The organism is uncultured Dialister sp. (assembly GCA_900314595.1).
In the GTDB taxonomy this organism is placed as follows: domain Bacteria; phylum Bacillota; class Negativicutes; order Veillonellales; family Dialisteraceae; genus Dialister.
The window spans coordinates 16,170-32,963 of the sequence record OMVW01000019.1; the positions used below are offsets into that span (position 1 = coordinate 16,170).

General features: G+C 49.7%; 13 protein-coding genes. 11 read left to right on the forward strand and 2 right to left on the reverse strand.

Annotation, left to right across the window (positions count from 1 at the left end):
- The first annotated feature begins 94 nt into the window (after positions 1 to 94).
- From guaB to QZN42_RS06205, 5 genes are read left to right on the forward strand one after another with little or no spacing between them, the layout of a single operon-like run.
- Complete coding sequence (guaB, locus tag QZN42_RS06185) at positions 95 to 1,552, forward strand: IMP dehydrogenase (RefSeq protein ID WP_296955410.1); 1,458 nt, start codon at positions 95 to 97, stop codon at positions 1,550 to 1,552.
- Positions 1,549 to 2,304: a WecB/TagA/CpsF family glycosyltransferase gene (locus QZN42_RS06190; RefSeq protein ID WP_296955412.1), complete on the forward strand. Its 756-nt coding sequence runs from the start codon at positions 1,549 to 1,551 to the stop codon at positions 2,302 to 2,304. Before guaB ends, QZN42_RS06190 begins: the two co-directional genes overlap by 4 nt.
- On the forward strand, positions 2,298 to 2,945 hold the full coding sequence (locus QZN42_RS06195; RefSeq protein WP_296955415.1) for a phosphatidylserine decarboxylase: 648 nt from the start codon (positions 2,298 to 2,300) through the stop codon (positions 2,943 to 2,945). Before QZN42_RS06190 ends, QZN42_RS06195 begins: the two co-directional genes overlap by 7 nt.
- Positions 2,946 to 3,701 (forward strand): CDP-diacylglycerol--serine O-phosphatidyltransferase, encoded by a 756-nt coding sequence (gene pssA, locus QZN42_RS06200; protein ID WP_296955418.1) that lies wholly within the window; start codon positions 2,946 to 2,948, stop codon positions 3,699 to 3,701.
- A gap of 6 nt (positions 3,702 to 3,707) precedes the next feature.
- Positions 3,708 to 4,967, forward strand: coding sequence for a glycosyltransferase family 2 protein (locus QZN42_RS06205; protein WP_296955442.1), 1,260 nt, complete (start codon positions 3,708 to 3,710; stop codon positions 4,965 to 4,967).
- A gap of 190 nt (positions 4,968 to 5,157) precedes the next feature.
- Here QZN42_RS06205 and QZN42_RS06210 read toward each other — a convergent pair whose 3' ends face one another.
- Positions 5,158 to 5,751, reverse strand: coding sequence for a nitroreductase family protein (locus QZN42_RS06210; protein WP_296955421.1), 594 nt, complete (start codon positions 5,749 to 5,751; stop codon positions 5,158 to 5,160).
- 277 nt (positions 5,752 to 6,028) lie between these two features.
- Here QZN42_RS06210 and QZN42_RS06215 point away from each other — a divergent pair, with 277 nt between their 5' ends.
- Positions 6,029 to 7,267: an efflux RND transporter periplasmic adaptor subunit gene (locus QZN42_RS06215; RefSeq protein ID WP_296955424.1), complete on the forward strand. Its 1,239-nt coding sequence runs from the start codon at positions 6,029 to 6,031 to the stop codon at positions 7,265 to 7,267.
- Positions 7,264 to 10,401 carry an efflux RND transporter permease subunit gene (locus tag QZN42_RS06220; protein ID WP_296955427.1) on the forward strand — a complete coding sequence of 1,046 codons (3,138 nt, stop codon included), beginning with the start codon at positions 7,264 to 7,266 and terminating at the stop codon, positions 10,399 to 10,401. Before QZN42_RS06215 ends, QZN42_RS06220 begins: the two co-directional genes overlap by 4 nt.
- 166 nt (positions 10,402 to 10,567) lie before the next feature.
- Here the strand turns inward: QZN42_RS06220 and QZN42_RS06225 are convergent, their stop codons facing one another.
- Entirely contained in the window at positions 10,568 to 10,753 is a 186-nt protein-coding gene (locus QZN42_RS06225; protein WP_296955430.1) for a hypothetical protein, read from the reverse strand.
- 520 nt (positions 10,754 to 11,273) lie between these two features.
- Between QZN42_RS06225 and dapF the strand changes: the two genes are divergently transcribed.
- The 4 genes from dapF to QZN42_RS06245 all read left to right on the forward strand — a co-directional run.
- Positions 11,274 to 12,113 (forward strand): diaminopimelate epimerase, encoded by an 840-nt coding sequence (gene dapF, locus QZN42_RS06230; protein WP_296955433.1) that lies wholly within the window; start codon positions 11,274 to 11,276, stop codon positions 12,111 to 12,113.
- Between the two features lie 296 nt (positions 12,114 to 12,409).
- Complete coding sequence (gene surE / locus QZN42_RS06235; RefSeq protein ID WP_296955435.1) at positions 12,410 to 13,180, forward strand: 5'/3'-nucleotidase SurE; 771 nt, start codon at positions 12,410 to 12,412, stop codon at positions 13,178 to 13,180.
- Between the two features lie 298 nt (positions 13,181 to 13,478).
- Complete coding sequence (locus QZN42_RS06240; RefSeq protein WP_296955438.1) at positions 13,479 to 13,784, forward strand: metal-sensing transcriptional repressor; 306 nt, start codon at positions 13,479 to 13,481, stop codon at positions 13,782 to 13,784.
- A 238-nt stretch (positions 13,785 to 14,022) separates the two neighbouring features.
- Positions 14,023 to 16,794: heavy metal translocating P-type ATPase (locus QZN42_RS06245; protein ID WP_296955440.1), on the forward strand; the 2,772-nt coding region annotated here is incomplete at its 3' end.

Genomic DNA, 16,794 nt, shown 5'->3' on the forward strand with positions numbered 1-16,794 from the left:
CTAAAACTGCAAAAGGTATGCTATAATAAATAAATTGACAGGTTCTTATTTCCATACTCTATAGATTTCAGAATTTACAGAAATGGAGGTTGCCATGGGACAAGATAAATTTGGCCGGCAGGGGCTCACGTTTGATGATGTGCTGCTCATTCCTGCTTATTCAAAAGTGCTTCCGAGGGACGTGGATATTTCCACGCAGCTTACGAAACACATCCGGCTGAATATTCCAATCATTAGTGCCGGTATGGATACGGTCACCGAAAGTACCATGGCCATTGCCATGGCCCGGGAAGGCGGTATCGGTGTCATTCATAAGAATATGAGCATCGATGAACAGGCCCGGCAGGTGAAAGATGTCAAGCGGTCCGAACATGGCGTGGTGGTAGATCCTGTCTTTCTGTCTCCTGAGGATACGCTGGCCGATGTGGATGAACTGATGAACAAGTACCATATTTCCTGTATTCCCATTACGGAAGAAGGAAAACTGGTAGGTATCATTACGGACCGGGATATGCGTTTCGAGACAGATTTCTTCCGTCCCGTCAGTGAGGTCATGACAAAGGAAGGCCTGGTGACGGCACCGGAAGGTACGACGCTGGAAGAGGCCCGGGAAATTCTCAGGGTTCACCGCATTGAAAAGCTGCCGCTGGTGGATAATGCAGGAAATCTGAAAGGCCTGATTACGGTCAGGGATATTGAGCAGGTCAATAAATATCCTCTCGCGGCAAGAGATGAAGAGGGCAGGCTCCTTTCCGCAGCCGCCATCGGTGTTTCCCAGGATGTGGAAGACCGGGTGGAAGCCCTGCTTGCTGCAAAGACCGATGTATTTGTTCTTGATACGGCCCATGCTCACAGCGAAGGGGTGCTGGAAACGCTCAGGAAACTGAAGAAGGATTTCCCTCATCTGGAACTCGTTGCGGGCAATGTTTCCACATATGAAGGGGCAAAGGCTCTCATAGAAGCCGGGGCCGACGGTATCAAAGCCGGTAATGGATCCGGTTCCATCAGTACCACGAGGGTGGTAACCGGCATCGGCGTACCCCAGATTACGGCTGTTTACGACTGTGCCAGGGCGGCGGAAGGGACAGGAATCCCGATTATTTCCGATGGCGGTATCCGGTATGCAGGAGATGTGCCTAAAGCGCTGGCGGCAGGAGCATCTGCCGTGATGATTGGAAATCTTCTGGCCGGAACGGAAGAAAGTCCGGGAGAAACCGTGATTTATCAGGGCAAGACTTATAAGTCCTATCGCGGTATGGCATCACTGGGTGCCATGCATGCAGGCAGCAAAGGCCGGTATTTCCGGCAGAATTCAAAGAGAATGGTGCCGGAAGGCATTGAAGGCGCTGTTCCATATAAAGGACATGTTTCCGATGTCCTCTTGCAGCTGATGGGAGGTCTCCGGGCAGCCATGGGCTACTGCGGTACGCCTTCTGTCAAAGCTATGAATGAAGAGGCACAGTTTATTCAGATAACCGGCGCAGGTCTTCGCGAAAGCCGTCCTCACGATGTGAATATCACGAAAGAAGCGCCCAATTACAGTACAAAATGACAGATGATCTGATGACATCCCATGTGGTGATGGATATCCGCATCCATGCGGTAACGATGAAGGAAGCACTGGCCTGGGCAGAAAAGAGGATTCTCGAGGGGAAACCTTCCCTGATTGCCACGGCCAATGCGGAAATGATTATGATGGCCCAGGAGGATAAAGAGCTTTTCCGTATCCTGAATACCGCGGATCTCGTGGTACCGGATGGAGCAGGCGTCCTCTGGGCAGGGGACAAACTGGGTACACCTTTCCCGGAAAGAGTGACGGGAGCTGATCTCACGACGGAGCTTCTGAAGAGAGCTTCCGAAATGAAATGGCCCGTCTATTTCCTGGGCGGGGCCCCGGGTGTTGCTGCGAAGGCGGCAAGGAAATTCATGGAAGATCATGGCAGCTTTTCCCTGGTGGGGTGTCATGACGGATATTTCGATGAAGAAGAAGAAAAACGGATCATCGAAGATATCAAAAAAAGTGGTGCGAAGCTCCTTTTTGCAGGGCTTGGCGTACCGAAGCAGGAAAAATGGCTGGACTCACACAAAGAAGAACTGGGAGTCCTTGCCATGGGTATAGGCGGGGTCTTTGACGTCATGAGCGGCAACCTGAAAAGGGCGCCTCTCTGGATGCAGAGAAACCGGCTGGAGTGGGCTTACCGGCTGTACCTGCAGCCAAGCCGTATCGGCCGTATGATGGCACTTCCACGATTCATGCAGGCTGTCAAAAAATGGAAGAAACAACGCGGGAGCAAGACATGCTGAAAAAACCGATTATACTGCCTGAAGGGTATCCATTCATTCTGGTGACCTTCCTTCTGGGAGTCGTATTCTACCATTTGAAATGGTATTATGCGGCAGTCATTCCCTTCATCCTGTGCCTGTACTTTTCTTATTTCTTCCGGTGTCCCCGGAGGAACGACCGGATTTCGCCGGAGGCGGATATGCTGGTATCCCCGGCCGACGGAACGGTGGTGGATGTGGCCCATGATGTGGAGGAAGATGATTTCCTGGGGCAGAAATGCCATAAAATCACGATTTTCCTTTCTGTATTCGACGTCCACTGCAACCGGAGTCCTATGGAAGGAAAAATTACGTACCAGTCTTACACCCAGGGCCGGTTCCTTCCGGCCTATAAAGACGGGGTTGGATTCGAAAATGAGCGGGGTGCCATCGGCATCGAAGGGAAAGACCGCTCCATCCTGGTCATCCTGATTGCAGGCATCCTGGCAAGAAGGGTGGTTTCCTGGAAAAATCTGGGAGACAGCCTGAAAAAGGGGGAACTTTACGGGATGATTAAATTTGGCTCCTGCACGGAGCTCTATATTCCGGGAGACTGCGAGATCTGCGTCAAAAAAGGCGACAAAGTCAGAGGCGGCCTCACGGTGGTTGGGAGGTTGAAATAAGTGAACAAAGCATGGATTGCCAACGGGGTTACTGCAGCAAACGCCCTTTTTGGGGGACTCTCTATCATGATGTCCATCTCCGGAAATTTCAAGACGGCAGCAGTCTTCATCCTCATTGCCATGGTGGCGGATGCCCTGGACGGCCGGGTGGCAAGAGCCCTTCATACAGCCGGACCTATGGGCGTGGAGCTGGACTCCCTTTCTGATGATATTTCCTTTGGTATCGCTGCCGGTGCCCTCATGTATGCCTACCAGCTTCATGAGCTGGGACCCATTGGATTTATTCCCTGCGCACTGCTCGGTACTTTCTGCGCCTTCCGCCTTGCAAGGTTCAATGTGAAGGTCACTTCCGTTCATGGCTATTTCGAAGGCCTTCCCTGCCCGACGACAGGGGTCATCGTGGCTTCCTATGTACTTTCCGGCGTGAAGGTATGGAACTGGTTCGCCGCGCTCTGCGTACTGCTTCTGGCTTTCCTCATGGTCAGTGAAATCCATTATCCCGATAATAAAGGCGCCAGTGCTGACCAGCTTCACCTGCCGGCATTCCTCATCTGCCTCGCTTTCTTTGCACTCTGCACGTTTATTTACTGGCCCATCTGGGCGGCTGCCCTCTGCGCCGCTTACATCGTATTCGGCATGATGAATACGTACCTCAACCGCCGCAAGGCTAAACGGAAAGCGGAGAGAAGAAGAGCCAGAAGAATGGCAAGAGAAGCTGAAATCACCGAACAGTCCGAAGACTCTGAAGGAAAATAATCAATGATGAATTACACCCTCGATTTCATCATGTACCCTGTACAGCTCATTGTGGCATTCTTTACGATTTACTACACAGTGATTGCCGTATGCGGTATGTGGCATCGAAAAGACAGGAATCTCGCCGCACCGAAGACGAAATTTGCCTGCGTCATTCCGGCGCACAATGAAGCCATGGTGCTGGCCGACCTTCTTGAAAACCTGAAAATCCTGAAATATCCGAAAGAGCTCTACGATATCTACGTTATTGCGGACAACTGCACAGATAATACGGCAGAAATCGCACGGCAGCACGGGGCCCACGTCTTTGAACGGTTCAATAAAGAACTGGTAGGCAAGGGTTATGCCATGGACTGGGTTTTTCCAAAAATTTTCGAGCTCAATAAGGGCTACGATGCTTTTTGTGTTTTCGATTCCGACAACCTGGTGCATCTGGACTTCCTGGCTGTCATGAATACCCGTTTCCTCAAAGGACAGCGGGTCATGCAGGGCTACCTTTCCGCGAAGAACCCGACGGACACCTGGGTATCCGGTACCTTTGCCATTGCTTTCTGGACGATCAACCATCTGTGGCATCTGGGCAAGTACAACCTGGGCCTTTCCTCCTGCCTTGGCGGCACAGGCATGTGCATCGCGGCAGATATCGTGAAGGAATACGGCTGGGGCTGCGACTGCCTGACAGAAGATATGGAATTTTCCATGAAATGCCTGTCTCACGGCATCCGTACCTGCTGGGTTCATGATGCAATCATTTATGATGAAAAACCGCTGGGCTTCATGGCTTCCTGCCGCCAGCGCAAACGCTGGGCACAGGGCCAGTTCGACTGCTCTGAACGGTACATCCCCATTCTTTTCAAAGAAGGCATCAAAAGGCACAGTATTGTGGTGCTGGACGGAATCATGCAGCTGCTGCAGAACTATTTCCTCCTCCTCTCCACCTTCTACCTGGTGATGACCTATATCAACATGTTCTATCCCTGCTTTACGGTCATCCTCTATAACGATGTACTTGTGCCGAAGCAGTTCTGGGCAGTACTGGGCTTCATCCAGTCTGTCGTTCCATTGATCGTACTTCTCCAGATCGAAGTGCCTTTCAAGATTTACCTCTACTGGCTGATCTACCCGATCTTCATGTACTCCTGGATTCCGGTGACCATCCTCGGATGGAAAGACCGGCATAAAAAGGGCTGGGTTCATACCATCCACACCCGGAGCATGCATTTCGAGCAGGCCAAGCTGACCAGGAAGAAGGAAATAGATTCATAATAAAAAAGCTGTACCTTTATGAAATATCATAGAGGTACAGCTTTTTTAGTGCAGAAATCGTGGTCCGTGGTCCGTGAATCGTGATTCGTGGCGGTGGGCCTGCATCAAATCGGGAAGCAGGCCTCTTTTAAATTTAATTTTCAGAAAGTGGTACCTTCCCGCAATTCGAAATCTGCAGTCCGAAATCCGGTTATTTGACCCATGTGACCGGATTTCCAGTTGTGTGACGAGGCTTCCGGTTCGGGAGGCCCCCTTCCAGGGCGGAGTGACCAAGGGCAAGGGTGGCCATGATATTTTCATCTTTACCAAGCCCAAGTTTTTCCATATATTCACGGATTTTCGGATTTTCCGTGAGCCAGTAGAGCTGGTTGACATAGCAGGAGGCCAGATCCAGCGCGTTGACAGCAATCATCATATTTTCCGCAGCAATGGCGGAGTCTGCCATATCGTTGCCATAGCCGATCTTATTGGCCACCGCAATGAGCACCGGCGCATGGTAGTGGAAGACGTAAATTCCTCTCTTTGAGAGGAGGACGGCAGCCTTTTTTGAAGCATACATGCCTGGTGTCACTTCCATCTTTGCAAATTCCTCACGCGCCATGAGGGAGAGTTCATCCAGCACTTTCTTGTCCGTAATTACGATGAAATGGCAGGACTGGTTATTTCCTCCGCAGGGAGCAGCTCTTCCTGCTTCGATAATCGCATTTAAATTTTCCTCACTGACTGGTTCTGCTGTAAATTTTCTTGTGCTCCGCCTTGTCATGATGGCTTCCATGGCATCCATTGAATCGGCCTCCTTTGAATAAATTGATATATAGAAAATCTGCCTGTCCTGAGCAGGGGAAGAATATTTCCTGTACTCTCATTATTATAACAAAATGAATGAAAAAGGTGCGCTTTCTTTAGGATAAAGGGGCATTTACTCCAGGCGGCAGGTATAAATTTTAAAACTAATGTAAATTTATCATCGGGACTATTCCTGATATAGTGCGGCCGTGTATAATAAAGAATAATACCTGTTACTTTTCTGAGAGAGGAAAGTTTCTATCAAGGTGACTTTTATGGTTAATGATCTGATTCACTCAAAACGGGGAAAGGTGATCCTCTGGGTCATCATCCTCATCATCCTTCTGGCTGGAATTTATGCCTATACCCATCGTTCTTCAAACAAGGGAAATAAAAATGAAATCCGTCCCATGGTGACGATAGAACGGATGGAAAGAAAGGACATGATGAAGCGCATCGTCCTTTCCGGAGAGACTGTGCCGAAGGCTTCGGTAGATATTTCTCCCAAATACGCAGGCCGTATTGCTTCTGTGAAAGTTGATCTGGGAGACAAGGTACAGCCCGGACAGGTGCTGCTCAGCCAGGATACGAAGGATATTTCTCTTTCTATTGCAGCCAACGCGGCAGGAAGTGCCCAGGCGTCGGCAGAAGCGGTAGAGAGCCGGTCCACTTACCATGCGGGGACCATGAAGGCTCAAAGCGACTATGACAATGCTTTGACTACTTATCAGCGCTATGAGACCCTTTTCAATGAAGGGGCCGTGTCCCGTCAGGACAGGGATGATAAATACAGGGCCATGATGGAGGCAAAGTCTGCCCTGGAAAGCCTTACGGGCCAGTATATCGGTACCATTCCCGCAGTAATTGCAGGCAAAGAAGCGGCAGCTGAAAAACAGCGGGTCACTGTGGAAGCTCTTGAAACCCAGCGGGAAGATATGACCATCGTTTCTCCCATAGCAGGGACTATCGGGTTCAGGGATGCAGAAGTGGGCGAATGGCTCACGGCCGGCCAGAAGATTTTCACAGTGGTGGATAATTCTTCTCTCTATCTGGACTGTGCCGTAGCTGAACAGGATATCGGTGTGCTCAGGGAAGGTATGGACCTTTCTGTGTCTCTTGATTCTCTGGGAAATATGATTCCGGGAAAAATCATCTATATCAGCCCGAGCCTTGATGCATCCACTCATTCCTACAAGGTCCGTCTGCTGCTCGATGCAGAGCCGGACACTGTCCGGGGCGGTATGTTCGGCAGAAGCATAGTGACCGCAGTGGAAAGGAAGAATACTTTCTTCATCCCCAAAGAAGGGGTGCTGGATAACAATGGCAGAAAGTGGGCATTCCTCATCGATGAAAATAAAACGGTGAAACGGGTACCTGTGGAGACCGGTCTTTATAATGATGATTCCATTGAAATACTCAAAGGTCTGAGCGAAGGAGATGTGGTGGCAGTCACCAATATTTCCAAACTGAAGAATGGCATGACCGTCAACATTGACGAGGGAGGCGGCGCATGAACCATTTCAATATCACCCGCTACTCCGTGACTCATCCCATCGGCATTACCATGATCGTTCTCTTTTTCGTGGTCCTTGGCTTTTACAGCTATTATAGAATCGGCGTGGAGCTTTTTCCGAATATCAACGTGCCCTATGTGGTGGTGACGGTAAAATATGAAGGAGCCGATGCAGAGTCTGTGGAGCAGCAGATTACAAAACCTGTAGAGGATGCGCTTTCGGCTGTTTCCAATGTGAAACATATTACCTCCCGCTCCCGTACGGGCCGTTCCCAGGTGACTCTGGAAATGAACTTTGATGCTGATGTAGATGCGGCAGCCATTGAAGCTTCCCAGAAAGTAGATGCCATCCGTGGGAAACTGCCGGATGATGCAGATGATCCGGTAGTTGATAAACGTGATATGGACCAGTCCCCGATCGTGGACCTGGCCCTTATTTCATCCCATCCGCTGGATGAAATGTATTCTCTGGCGGATAATACCCTGACCAATGAATTCACCAAGGCCGAAGGGGTATCGGACGTGGAACTTCATGGCGGCAGAGATAAGGAAATCGCTGTCAAAATCGACCGTGATAAATTGTCCTATTATGGTATTACCATGGACGAAATCATTGATACCCTGAAAAAGGAAAACAAGCTCACTCCGGCAGGCTCTTCCTATACAGACCGCAGGCAGACCCAGATCCGTCTGAATTCCCAGTATCATTCCGTGGACGATATCAAGCAGGTGCACCTGACCACTTCTTCGGGAGAGACCATTCCGCTCCTCGCACTGGGAGATGTGGTGCGGCAGGATGAGAAAGTTTCCCGTTATGCCCGTATCAACGGGCAGGATGCCATCGGTATTTCCGTCTATAAAAACAGTAATGCCAATCTTGTCTCCACGGCAGATAATGTACTGAAAGTAGTGGATCAGCTGCGCGTCCAGTACCCGGACTATCAGTTCCTGATCGTCAATGATTCGGCAGACTATGTACGTACGGCCCTTCATAATACACTGGGTACCCTGGTGGAAGGTCTCTGTACGACAGGGCTCGTACTCTTCTTCTTCCTTCGCGGCTGGCGTTCAGCGGCTTCCGTCATGATTGCCATTCCGACTTCCCTTATTGCCTCTTTCTTTGCCATGTACATTGCGGGCTTCACTTTCAACATGATGTCCCTTATGGGGATGACCCTCTGTATCGGTATTCTGGTCGATGATTCCATAGTGGTACTGGAAAATATCCACCGTCATCTGGATGCGGGGGAAAATGCGCTGGATGCGGCAGTGAACGGGCGAATGGAAATAGGTATGGCTGCGACGGCCATTACCCTGTGCGACGTGGTGGTATACCTGCCGATTGCCTTCATGAATTCCATGACCGGCCAGTTCTTCAAGCAGTTTGGCCTGACCATCGTCTTTGCATCTCTTTTTTCCCTTTTCGTTTCCTTCACCCTGACTCCTATGCTGGCATCCCGATTCTTCAAAAACGGGGTCCATGTACCGGATACAAAGCTGTGGCGGACCATTGACAGAATGGAACAGGGCATGCAGGATTTTTATGAAGAAGCCCTCACCTGGAGTTTCCGGCACAAGAAGAAACTTTTCGGAGGGGTGGCGGTTTCTTTAATCCTCTTTGTAGCCATGGTGCCCCTGGGCATCATCGGTATGGAATACATGCCCAGAACTGATGAAAGCGGTTTCAATATTTTCGTCCGTCTTTCTACCGATGCCAGTGTTGAACGGACTGACAAGGTGACAAGTCAGCTGGAAAATTACCTGAAAGATGTACCGGAAGTCAAGACTTACATGGCCATGGTAGGTGGTGGTACGGGGGTCAATAACAGCCGTATCTACGTATCCATGGAAAAGAAACAGGACCGCTCCCGTTCAATCTGGGATGTCACGGATGAACTGCGTGACTGGATTGTGAATCATGTGGGGGATGGGGAACTCCGGGTCAAGGAAGACCAGGCCTCCGTTTCCGGCACTTCCGGCGGCGGTATCGGCCAGGGCGGAGGCGCTTTCCGCCTCGAACTTCGTGGAAATAACATGCAGGACCTCATCAATGCATCCTACATGGCACAGGATCTCATCAAAAACGGGCCCTATGGCGTAACCGACGTCGGCTCTACCTATCAGGAAGGACTGCCGGAACTTTCCATCATTCCGGACAGGGAAAAACTGAAATACTATGGAGTGGGCGTAGGAGATATTTATGATACTATTTCCAATACCATCAGCGGCAGCGGGGCAGGAGTCCTGCCGAACGATGTATTGAACGATGGCAATGATACGGATATCAACGTATACTTCACCGGCGGACAGTCCTTCAGCAATTCTGATATCGCGGCCATTCCCCTTCAGTCGAAAAAAGGCATCGTCCATGTATCTGATGTGGCAAAAGTGGTGGACGAACTGGGACCGATTACCATCAACCGTACCGACAAGCAGCGTTCCATCATCATCGGCGGCAATCCGGGGAGCCGTCCTCTTTCGCAGGTCATTAATGAAGTGACGAAGGACCTGAACGAGGCAGGCCTGCCAAAGACTGTGACTTTCCGCTTCTCCGGTCAGGCTGACAGCATGAATGAAAGCTTTTCGGAACTGCTGGGAGCCCTCCTCATGGGTATGATTCTCGTATACATGATTCTTTCTGCCCTTTATGAATCGGTGAAAACTTCTTTCATCAGAATGTTTTCCCTTCCTTTCGGTCTCATCGGGTCCCTCTTTTTCCTCTTCCTGATGAACCAGACCATTAATATTTACTCCATGATCGGAATTATTGTCATGGATGGTGTGGTGGCCAAGAACGGTACCCTTCTTCTGGACTATACGTTAACCCTGATGCACAGGGATGGACTTGACCCGAAGACGGCAGTCATTGAGGCAGGCAAGGCCAGACTTCGCCCGATTCTTATGACCACTTTCACCATGATCGTAGGGATGATGCCTACCGCCCTTGCTGTAACAGCCGGCGCAGAGACAAGAAGCTCCATGGCCTGGGTCATCATCGGCGGCCTTCTGACCTCCACGATTTTTACCCTTCTCGTACTGCCCATGATTTTCCTATTCTTTGAACGCCATTCCTTCTGGAGCGTGGTAAGAGGAGTGAAGGCACTTTTCCGCAAAGCTGGCCGGGCAGCAGGATGAAATAACAGTTAACTAAATCAATCGCCAAAAAGGCGCTCCCCCTGGGAACGCCTTTTAAAATACTGTTTTATCGATTTTGAGTGACCGGAAAGCCCGTTTTCCGAAGAAAAGATGATGGGAATAAAAACAGCTGAGAGTTGACGACTCCATATGTAAGCGAGTCAAGCTATTTATCCTTTCCGGGATTCTGGCCGAATACCCGGAAATCCCGGGGGTCTGCGCCGGGATGCTCATTTTTCGGTTCCTTTCCATCCACATGAATCTGACTCTGCAGATAGCGGGCCCTCAATTTGTGCAGAGTCTTGTCCGGAATTTCGGGAACCTGCTCCATCCATTCGATGAGTTCTGCCATGGGAGTACCCTCATACCTTTCTTTTTCCCGGGTAAAAAGAAATAATTTTTTTACCTTCTTCGTTTTCGCTCATTTTGTACCTCTATCATGGACTCTTTTACAAACTATTTTAAATGAAAAGCTGTCATCGCAGCGGAAATTTTATAGAATTAATGCAATTCTAATAAAATAAAAATGACTTTCTGCACTATATAGATGAGCCTGCGAAATCCTGCAGTTCTCCGCTGTGGCCATTCTCAGAGAAAGCGGAGAAGGAGATAAGCCGGTTCAAAAAGAACATGGTACCATGTAACTCAAAAGCACATTGAAAATCCGATCGATACCGGACCTTCTGAAAGGTCCGCGGAAACCCCGAAAGCAGCGGGCATTGCCGGCCCTGCTGCCTTTTGGGGTTTTTATTTTGCCCTGTCGACGGTGAATTCCCATAGAAAAGGCTTTGAATTTTTCATTTACATTCACATTTTTCAATGATAAAATAAATAATCAAAACTTTGAAATAGACTTCGAAAGGAGCATACATATGAAATTTGAAAAATGGCAGGGCTGCGGAAATGATTATATTTTCGTGAACGGCTTTGAAGAATCAGTAGACAAAGTGCTCGCAGAATGTGAAACCATCTGCGACAGGCACTTCGGCGTCGGGAGCGACGGTATTATTTTCTGCCTGCCCTCTGACAAGGCGGATATCCGCATGCGCATGTTCAATAACGATGCCAGTGAAGGGGAAATGTGCGGCAACGGAATCCGCTGCTTTGCGAAATGGGTAAAATCCCTGGGCCTCGTGAAGAAAGATAAAATGACCGTGGAAACAGGAGCCGGCATCATCATCCCGGAAATCCTTCCCGACGGCAGGGTGAAAGTGGACATGGGCCTTCCCCATCTTTCTCCGGAAGAAATTCCTGTGAAGAAAGAGGAAGAATCGGTGATTCATGAACATTTCGAAAGCTCCTGCCAGCACAAGGATTACGACATCACCTGCGTATCCATGGGGAATCCCCACTGCGTTATCTTCGTTCCTCATATCGAAGACATCGACCCTTATCGTGACGGTCCGGAAATCGAGACTGATGAAATCTTCCCGAAAAAGACGAATGTGGAATTCGTGGAAAAGAAGGATGACCATCATCTCCGCATGCGGGTCTGGGAAAGAGGCACCGGAGTCACCATGGCCTGCGGGACGGGCACCTGCGCCACCGTTGTGGCAGCGACCCTGAACGGTCTGGTAGACCGGGAAGCTGATGTCATTCTCGATGGAGGGACTCTTCATCTTCTCTGGGATAAAGACAGCGGCCACGTCTTCATGACGGGTCCGGCAGAACGGTCCTTCTATGGGGAATATAAGCTGAAGAGCGAAAAGTGATTGGGCCTTTAGCCCTTGAGAATAGTGGTAAGTAGTAAGTGAAGGTGGGCGCCAAAGTCATAGGGCGCCCATTTTAATATTTTCTGACTTTGTACCAAAGCCTGGAAGAATTTCAATAGAGCAGACTTTAAGGCTATGGTACAATATTTCTATAAATGAACGTTCCAGGGACCGAATGAGGGAAAATATATATGAAGGCGCGCTTTCTACTGACGCGCGCCACCGCCTTAATCCCCAATTCCTGATCCCCAATCCCTATCAGAAAATGTTAAATCAACCTATCACGAGGTAAAATCATGAAAATCTTTCTCACCAACGACGATGGTTTCGAAGCGCCGGGGCTCATTGCCATTGCCGGAAGGCTGGCAAAGCTGGGCCGGGTGACGGTCATTGCGCCGAACCAGGGCCGGTCTTCCTGTTCTTCTTCCCTGTCCCTGCGGACGTATCTTCACCTGTGGAAGAAGGAAAGCTATGGAGAAAATATGGAAGTCCTTTCCTGCAACGGCACCACGGCGGACTGCTGCAAGCTGGCTCTGGGATACTGGCTGAAAGACGATATGCCGGACCTCATCGTTTCGGGAATCAATAATGGAAATAATTCCGGCAGTGACTGCATTTACAGCGGTACCATGGCAGGAGCCCTCGAAGGGGACCTTCTGGGAATTCCTTCCATCGCCCTTTCCGCAGAACCGGCCGGGGAAGGGGAGTACCTGGAAAGGGCGGCTTCCTTTGCCTTTGAGGTGATTCAGAAATATTTCGTGGAAGAAAAATACAATGGCTGTCTCAACCTGAATATGCCGAAAGATGGCATGGATCTTACCTGGGAAAATCTGAAAATTGCCCGTCTGGGCATCCAGCACTATGACAATGCCATCCGGGAAATCAAAGATCTTTCCGGTCATCCGGGCTACTGGGTCTCAGGAAAAATGCTTCCCGACGGAACTCCGGATACGGACGTCTTCTGGTACCACCGGGGCTATCCGACCCTGACTCCCATCACCTGGAACCAGACGGATACGGGAAATATGGAGAGAGTGAAGGAAATAGCATCTTTGAGTGGTAAGTGATAAGTGGTAAGTGATAAGTGATGGTGGGCGCCAAAGTAATGGTGCGCCCTTTTATAGTGGTGGATTTGCAGTTTTCCCTGTGCGAAGAGTCAAATCGAATAAAAAATTTTATTGAAAACAGGAAGGATGAATCATTATTTCATTCAAAAAGGTGCGCTTATCTTCTGATGCGCATCACCTTCACTTACCACTTATCACTACGCACTTAGCAGTTTTCTTCTTGACAGGGGACCCCAGGGGGGTGTAGTATTATAATCGTAAATGAAATAGATTTTCAATTGGAATGGAGTTTATAGAAATGAATATGGATATGGAAAATGGCTGCTGCCGTCATACGGAAAGGACGGAGCGGGAAAGGACGAAGCTTCTCACCCGGCTGAAAACGGTGGAAGGACAGATCCGGGGCATTGAGAAAATGGTGGAAAACGACGCCTACTGCCCGGATATCGTAATGCAGGTTTCTGCCGTCACCAATGCCCTCAACTCTTTCAATAAACTTCTCCTTGCGGCCCACATCAGAGGCTGCGTAACGGAAGATATCCGTGAGGGGAAAGAAGACAAAGTGGATGAACTCTGTGCTATGCTTCAAAAAGTCATGAAATAAGTCTGAACTCACTTTTCTATTAATTCTTAAAAAGTGATAAGTGTGAAGTGGTAAGTGATAAGTGGCGGAGGCCCGTATCCAATTGAAAAGCGGGCCTTTTATATAAAATGATTCCCAGTCGGCCGAAGGCCATATATGTAAGATTGGTTTCCGAAGGAAACCATATCCTTCACTTGCTACTTTTCACTTATCACTTACCACTTTTGCAGAAAATGAAATCTAACCGAGGTGAAAAATTTTGTCAGATAAGAACAAATGCCAGTACATCGTGACCGGCATGACCTGTGCGGCCTGCCAGGCGCATGTGGAAAAAGCGGTTTCAAAGGTAAAAGGCGTGGACAATGTGACGGTTTCACTCCTCACGAACTCCATGTCCGTTACCGGGTCGGCCCCTTCTACCGATATCATTTCTGCCGTAGAAGCGGCGGGATATGGGGCAAAACCCATGGGTGGGGACGCGAAGGAAAGCGTTTCCAGACTGAAAGCAGAGGAAGAAGCACTGAAGGATCATGAGACACCCAAACTGAAACGGCGCCTCATCTGGTCCATCGTATTTCTTGCGATTCTCATGTACCTTACCATGGGCCACAATATGCTGGGCCTTCCGGTGCCGGGATTCCTGAACCATAACCATCTGGGAATCACGCTGACGGAAATGATCCTTGCTGCCATCGTCATGTTCATCAATCGTGCCTTCTTCACGTCCGGTTTCCGTTCCCTTTTCGGGGGAGCGCCGAATATGGATGCCCTGGTTGCCCTGGGGTCGTCGGTATCCTTCCTCTGGTCTCTTTATGTATTTTATAAAATGACCATCCTCATTACGGAAGGCGCAGGAAATATGGCCATCATGCCCCTTTTCCACGACCAGCTCTATTTCGAGTCCGCGGCCATGATTCCTGCTTTGATTACAGTAGGAAAACTGCTGGAATCCATTTCCAAAGGACGCACTACCGATGCTTTGAAGAGCCTCATGAAAATGGCCCCGAAAACGGCAGTGGTGGAACGGGAAGGAAAACAGGAAACCGTACCCATCGAAGAAGTGAGAATTGATGATATTTTCATCGTGAAACCGGGGGAATCCATCCCGGTGGATGGAGAAATACTGGAAGGCGAAAGTGCGGTGGATGAATCGGCCCTCACCGGCGAGTCTGTGCCGGTGGACAAGAAACCGGGAGACACGATTTCTGCCGCCTCTATCAATACGAATGGTTACATCCGCGCGAAAGCCACAAGAGTAGGGGAAGACACCACCTTTGCCCAGATCATACGCCTCGTCAGCGATGCGGCGGCCACAAAGGCGCCTATTGCCAGGATTGCAGACAAAGTATCCGGCATTTTCGTACCTGCCGTCATTGGCATCGCCATGGCAGTATGTATCATCTGGCTCATCCTTGGCGCATCTGCGGCCACGGCCCTGGAATATGCGATCTGTGTGCTCGTCATCTCCTGCCCCTGTGCTTTGGGACTGGCTACTCCGGTAGCCATTATGGTTGGAAACGGGATGGGCGCAAAGAACGGCATTCTTTTCAAAACAAGTGAAGCTCTTGAAAGCGCAGGAAAAGCAAAAATCGTGGTGATGGACAAGACCGGGACCATTACGGAAGGAAAACCGGAAGTCACCGATGTGGTGCCTTTTGGAAATACTTCCGAAAAAGTACTGCTGGAAGCGGCTTATTCACTGGAAATGAAATCGGAACATCCCCTGGCAAGAGCTGTCGTGAAATATGGCGAAGGGAAAGCAGAGGCTCTTCCGCTGGAAAATTTCCAGATCCTGGCTGGCCACGGGCTGATGGGAACTTATGAAGGAAAAACAATCCACGGAGGCTCTCTGGATTATATTTCCACCTTAACAGATATTTCCGGACTGAAAGAAAAAGCGGAAATCCTGGCCGGTGAAGGCAAGACCCCTCTCTTTTTTGAAAAAGAAGGAAAACTGCTGGGCCTCATTGCCGTGGCAGACGTCATAAAAAAAGAATCGGCAGAGGCGATTTCTGAACTTCACCATATGGGAATCCGGGTGGTCATGCTCACCGGGGACAATGAAAAAACGGCCAGGGCCATTGCCAAAAAAGCAGGCGTGGACCAGGTAGTGGCCGGAGTTCTCCCGGACGGCAAGGAAGAAGTGGTGGAAAAACTGCAGGCATACGGCAAAGTCATCATGGTGGGTGATGGTATCAACGATGCGCCGGCCCTCACCAGGGCAGATACGGGCATTGCCATTGGGGCCGGGACGGACGTAGCCATCGATTCGGCCGATGTGGTCCTGATGAATTCGAAACTCACTGACGTATCGGCGGCCGTCCGTCTCTCCCGTCAGGTTTTAAGAAATATCCATGAAAACCTTTTCTGGGCTTTTGCCTACAACGTGCTTCTGATACCACTGGCAGCAGGTCTTTACCCCGGAGTCCAGATGAACCCCATGTGGGGCGCCGCAGCCATGTCCCTCTCCAGCTTCACCGTTTGCATGAATGCTCTCCGGCTCAACCTATTCAACCTGCACAATGTAAAGCACGATAAAAAGAAGGAAATGGCAGTCCTGCCGGACCTTTCTGCAGCGGAAAAACTACAGGCCCCATCAGAACCGGCAGCTCCGGCTCAAAAGATGGAGAAAACTCCTGAAGCTAAAAAAGCGACAGTTCGTATCGAGGGCATGATGTGCGAAAACTGCGAACGCCATGTGAAGAAAGCCCTCGAAGCGCTGCCCTTCATAGAAAGTGCCAGTGCCGATCATACGAAAGGCACGGCCGAGATTACTTACAGCTCACAACCCGACGAGGCCAAAATCAGAGAAGCCCTGGCCAAAGCGGATTATGAATATAAAGAAATTGTATTTCCAAAGGAGGAAAAAGAAATGAAAGAAACAGTCAAGATCGAAGGAATGATGTGTAATCATTGTGAAATGGCAGTGAAGAAAGCTCTCGAAGCTCTGGACGGAGTAGAAAAAGCCGAAGTATCCCATGTGACCGGTACTGCAGTACTGACTATGGTAAAGGCCGTTCCGGAAGCGGAT

Excerpts from the sequence above, each read along its gene's own strand:
- QZN42_RS06240 (WP_296955438.1), top strand. The coding sequence starts at position 13,479 with ATGAATATGGATATGGAAAATGGCTGCTGCCGTCATACGGAAAGGACG.
- QZN42_RS06190 (WP_296955412.1), top strand. The coding sequence starts at position 1,549 with ATGACAGATGATCTGATGACATCCCATGTGGTGATGGATATCCGCATC.
- QZN42_RS06220 (WP_296955427.1), top strand. The coding sequence starts at position 7,264 with ATGAACCATTTCAATATCACCCGCTACTCCGTGACTCATCCCATCGGC.
- surE (WP_296955435.1), top strand. The coding sequence starts at position 12,410 with ATGAAAATCTTTCTCACCAACGACGATGGTTTCGAAGCGCCGGGGCTC.
- QZN42_RS06210 (WP_296955421.1), bottom strand. The coding sequence starts at position 5,751 with ATGGATGCCATGGAAGCCATCATGACAAGGCGGAGCACAAGAAAATTT.
- QZN42_RS06205 (WP_296955442.1), top strand. The coding sequence starts at position 3,708 with ATGAATTACACCCTCGATTTCATCATGTACCCTGTACAGCTCATTGTG.
- QZN42_RS06195 (WP_296955415.1), top strand. The coding sequence starts at position 2,298 with ATGCTGAAAAAACCGATTATACTGCCTGAAGGGTATCCATTCATTCTG.
- QZN42_RS06225 (WP_296955430.1), bottom strand. The coding sequence starts at position 10,753 with ATGGCAGAACTCATCGAATGGATGGAGCAGGTTCCCGAAATTCCGGAC.
- dapF (WP_296955433.1), top strand. The coding sequence starts at position 11,274 with ATGAAATTTGAAAAATGGCAGGGCTGCGGAAATGATTATATTTTCGTG.
- guaB (WP_296955410.1), top strand. The coding sequence starts at position 95 with ATGGGACAAGATAAATTTGGCCGGCAGGGGCTCACGTTTGATGATGTG.
- QZN42_RS06215 (WP_296955424.1), top strand. The coding sequence starts at position 6,029 with ATGGTTAATGATCTGATTCACTCAAAACGGGGAAAGGTGATCCTCTGG.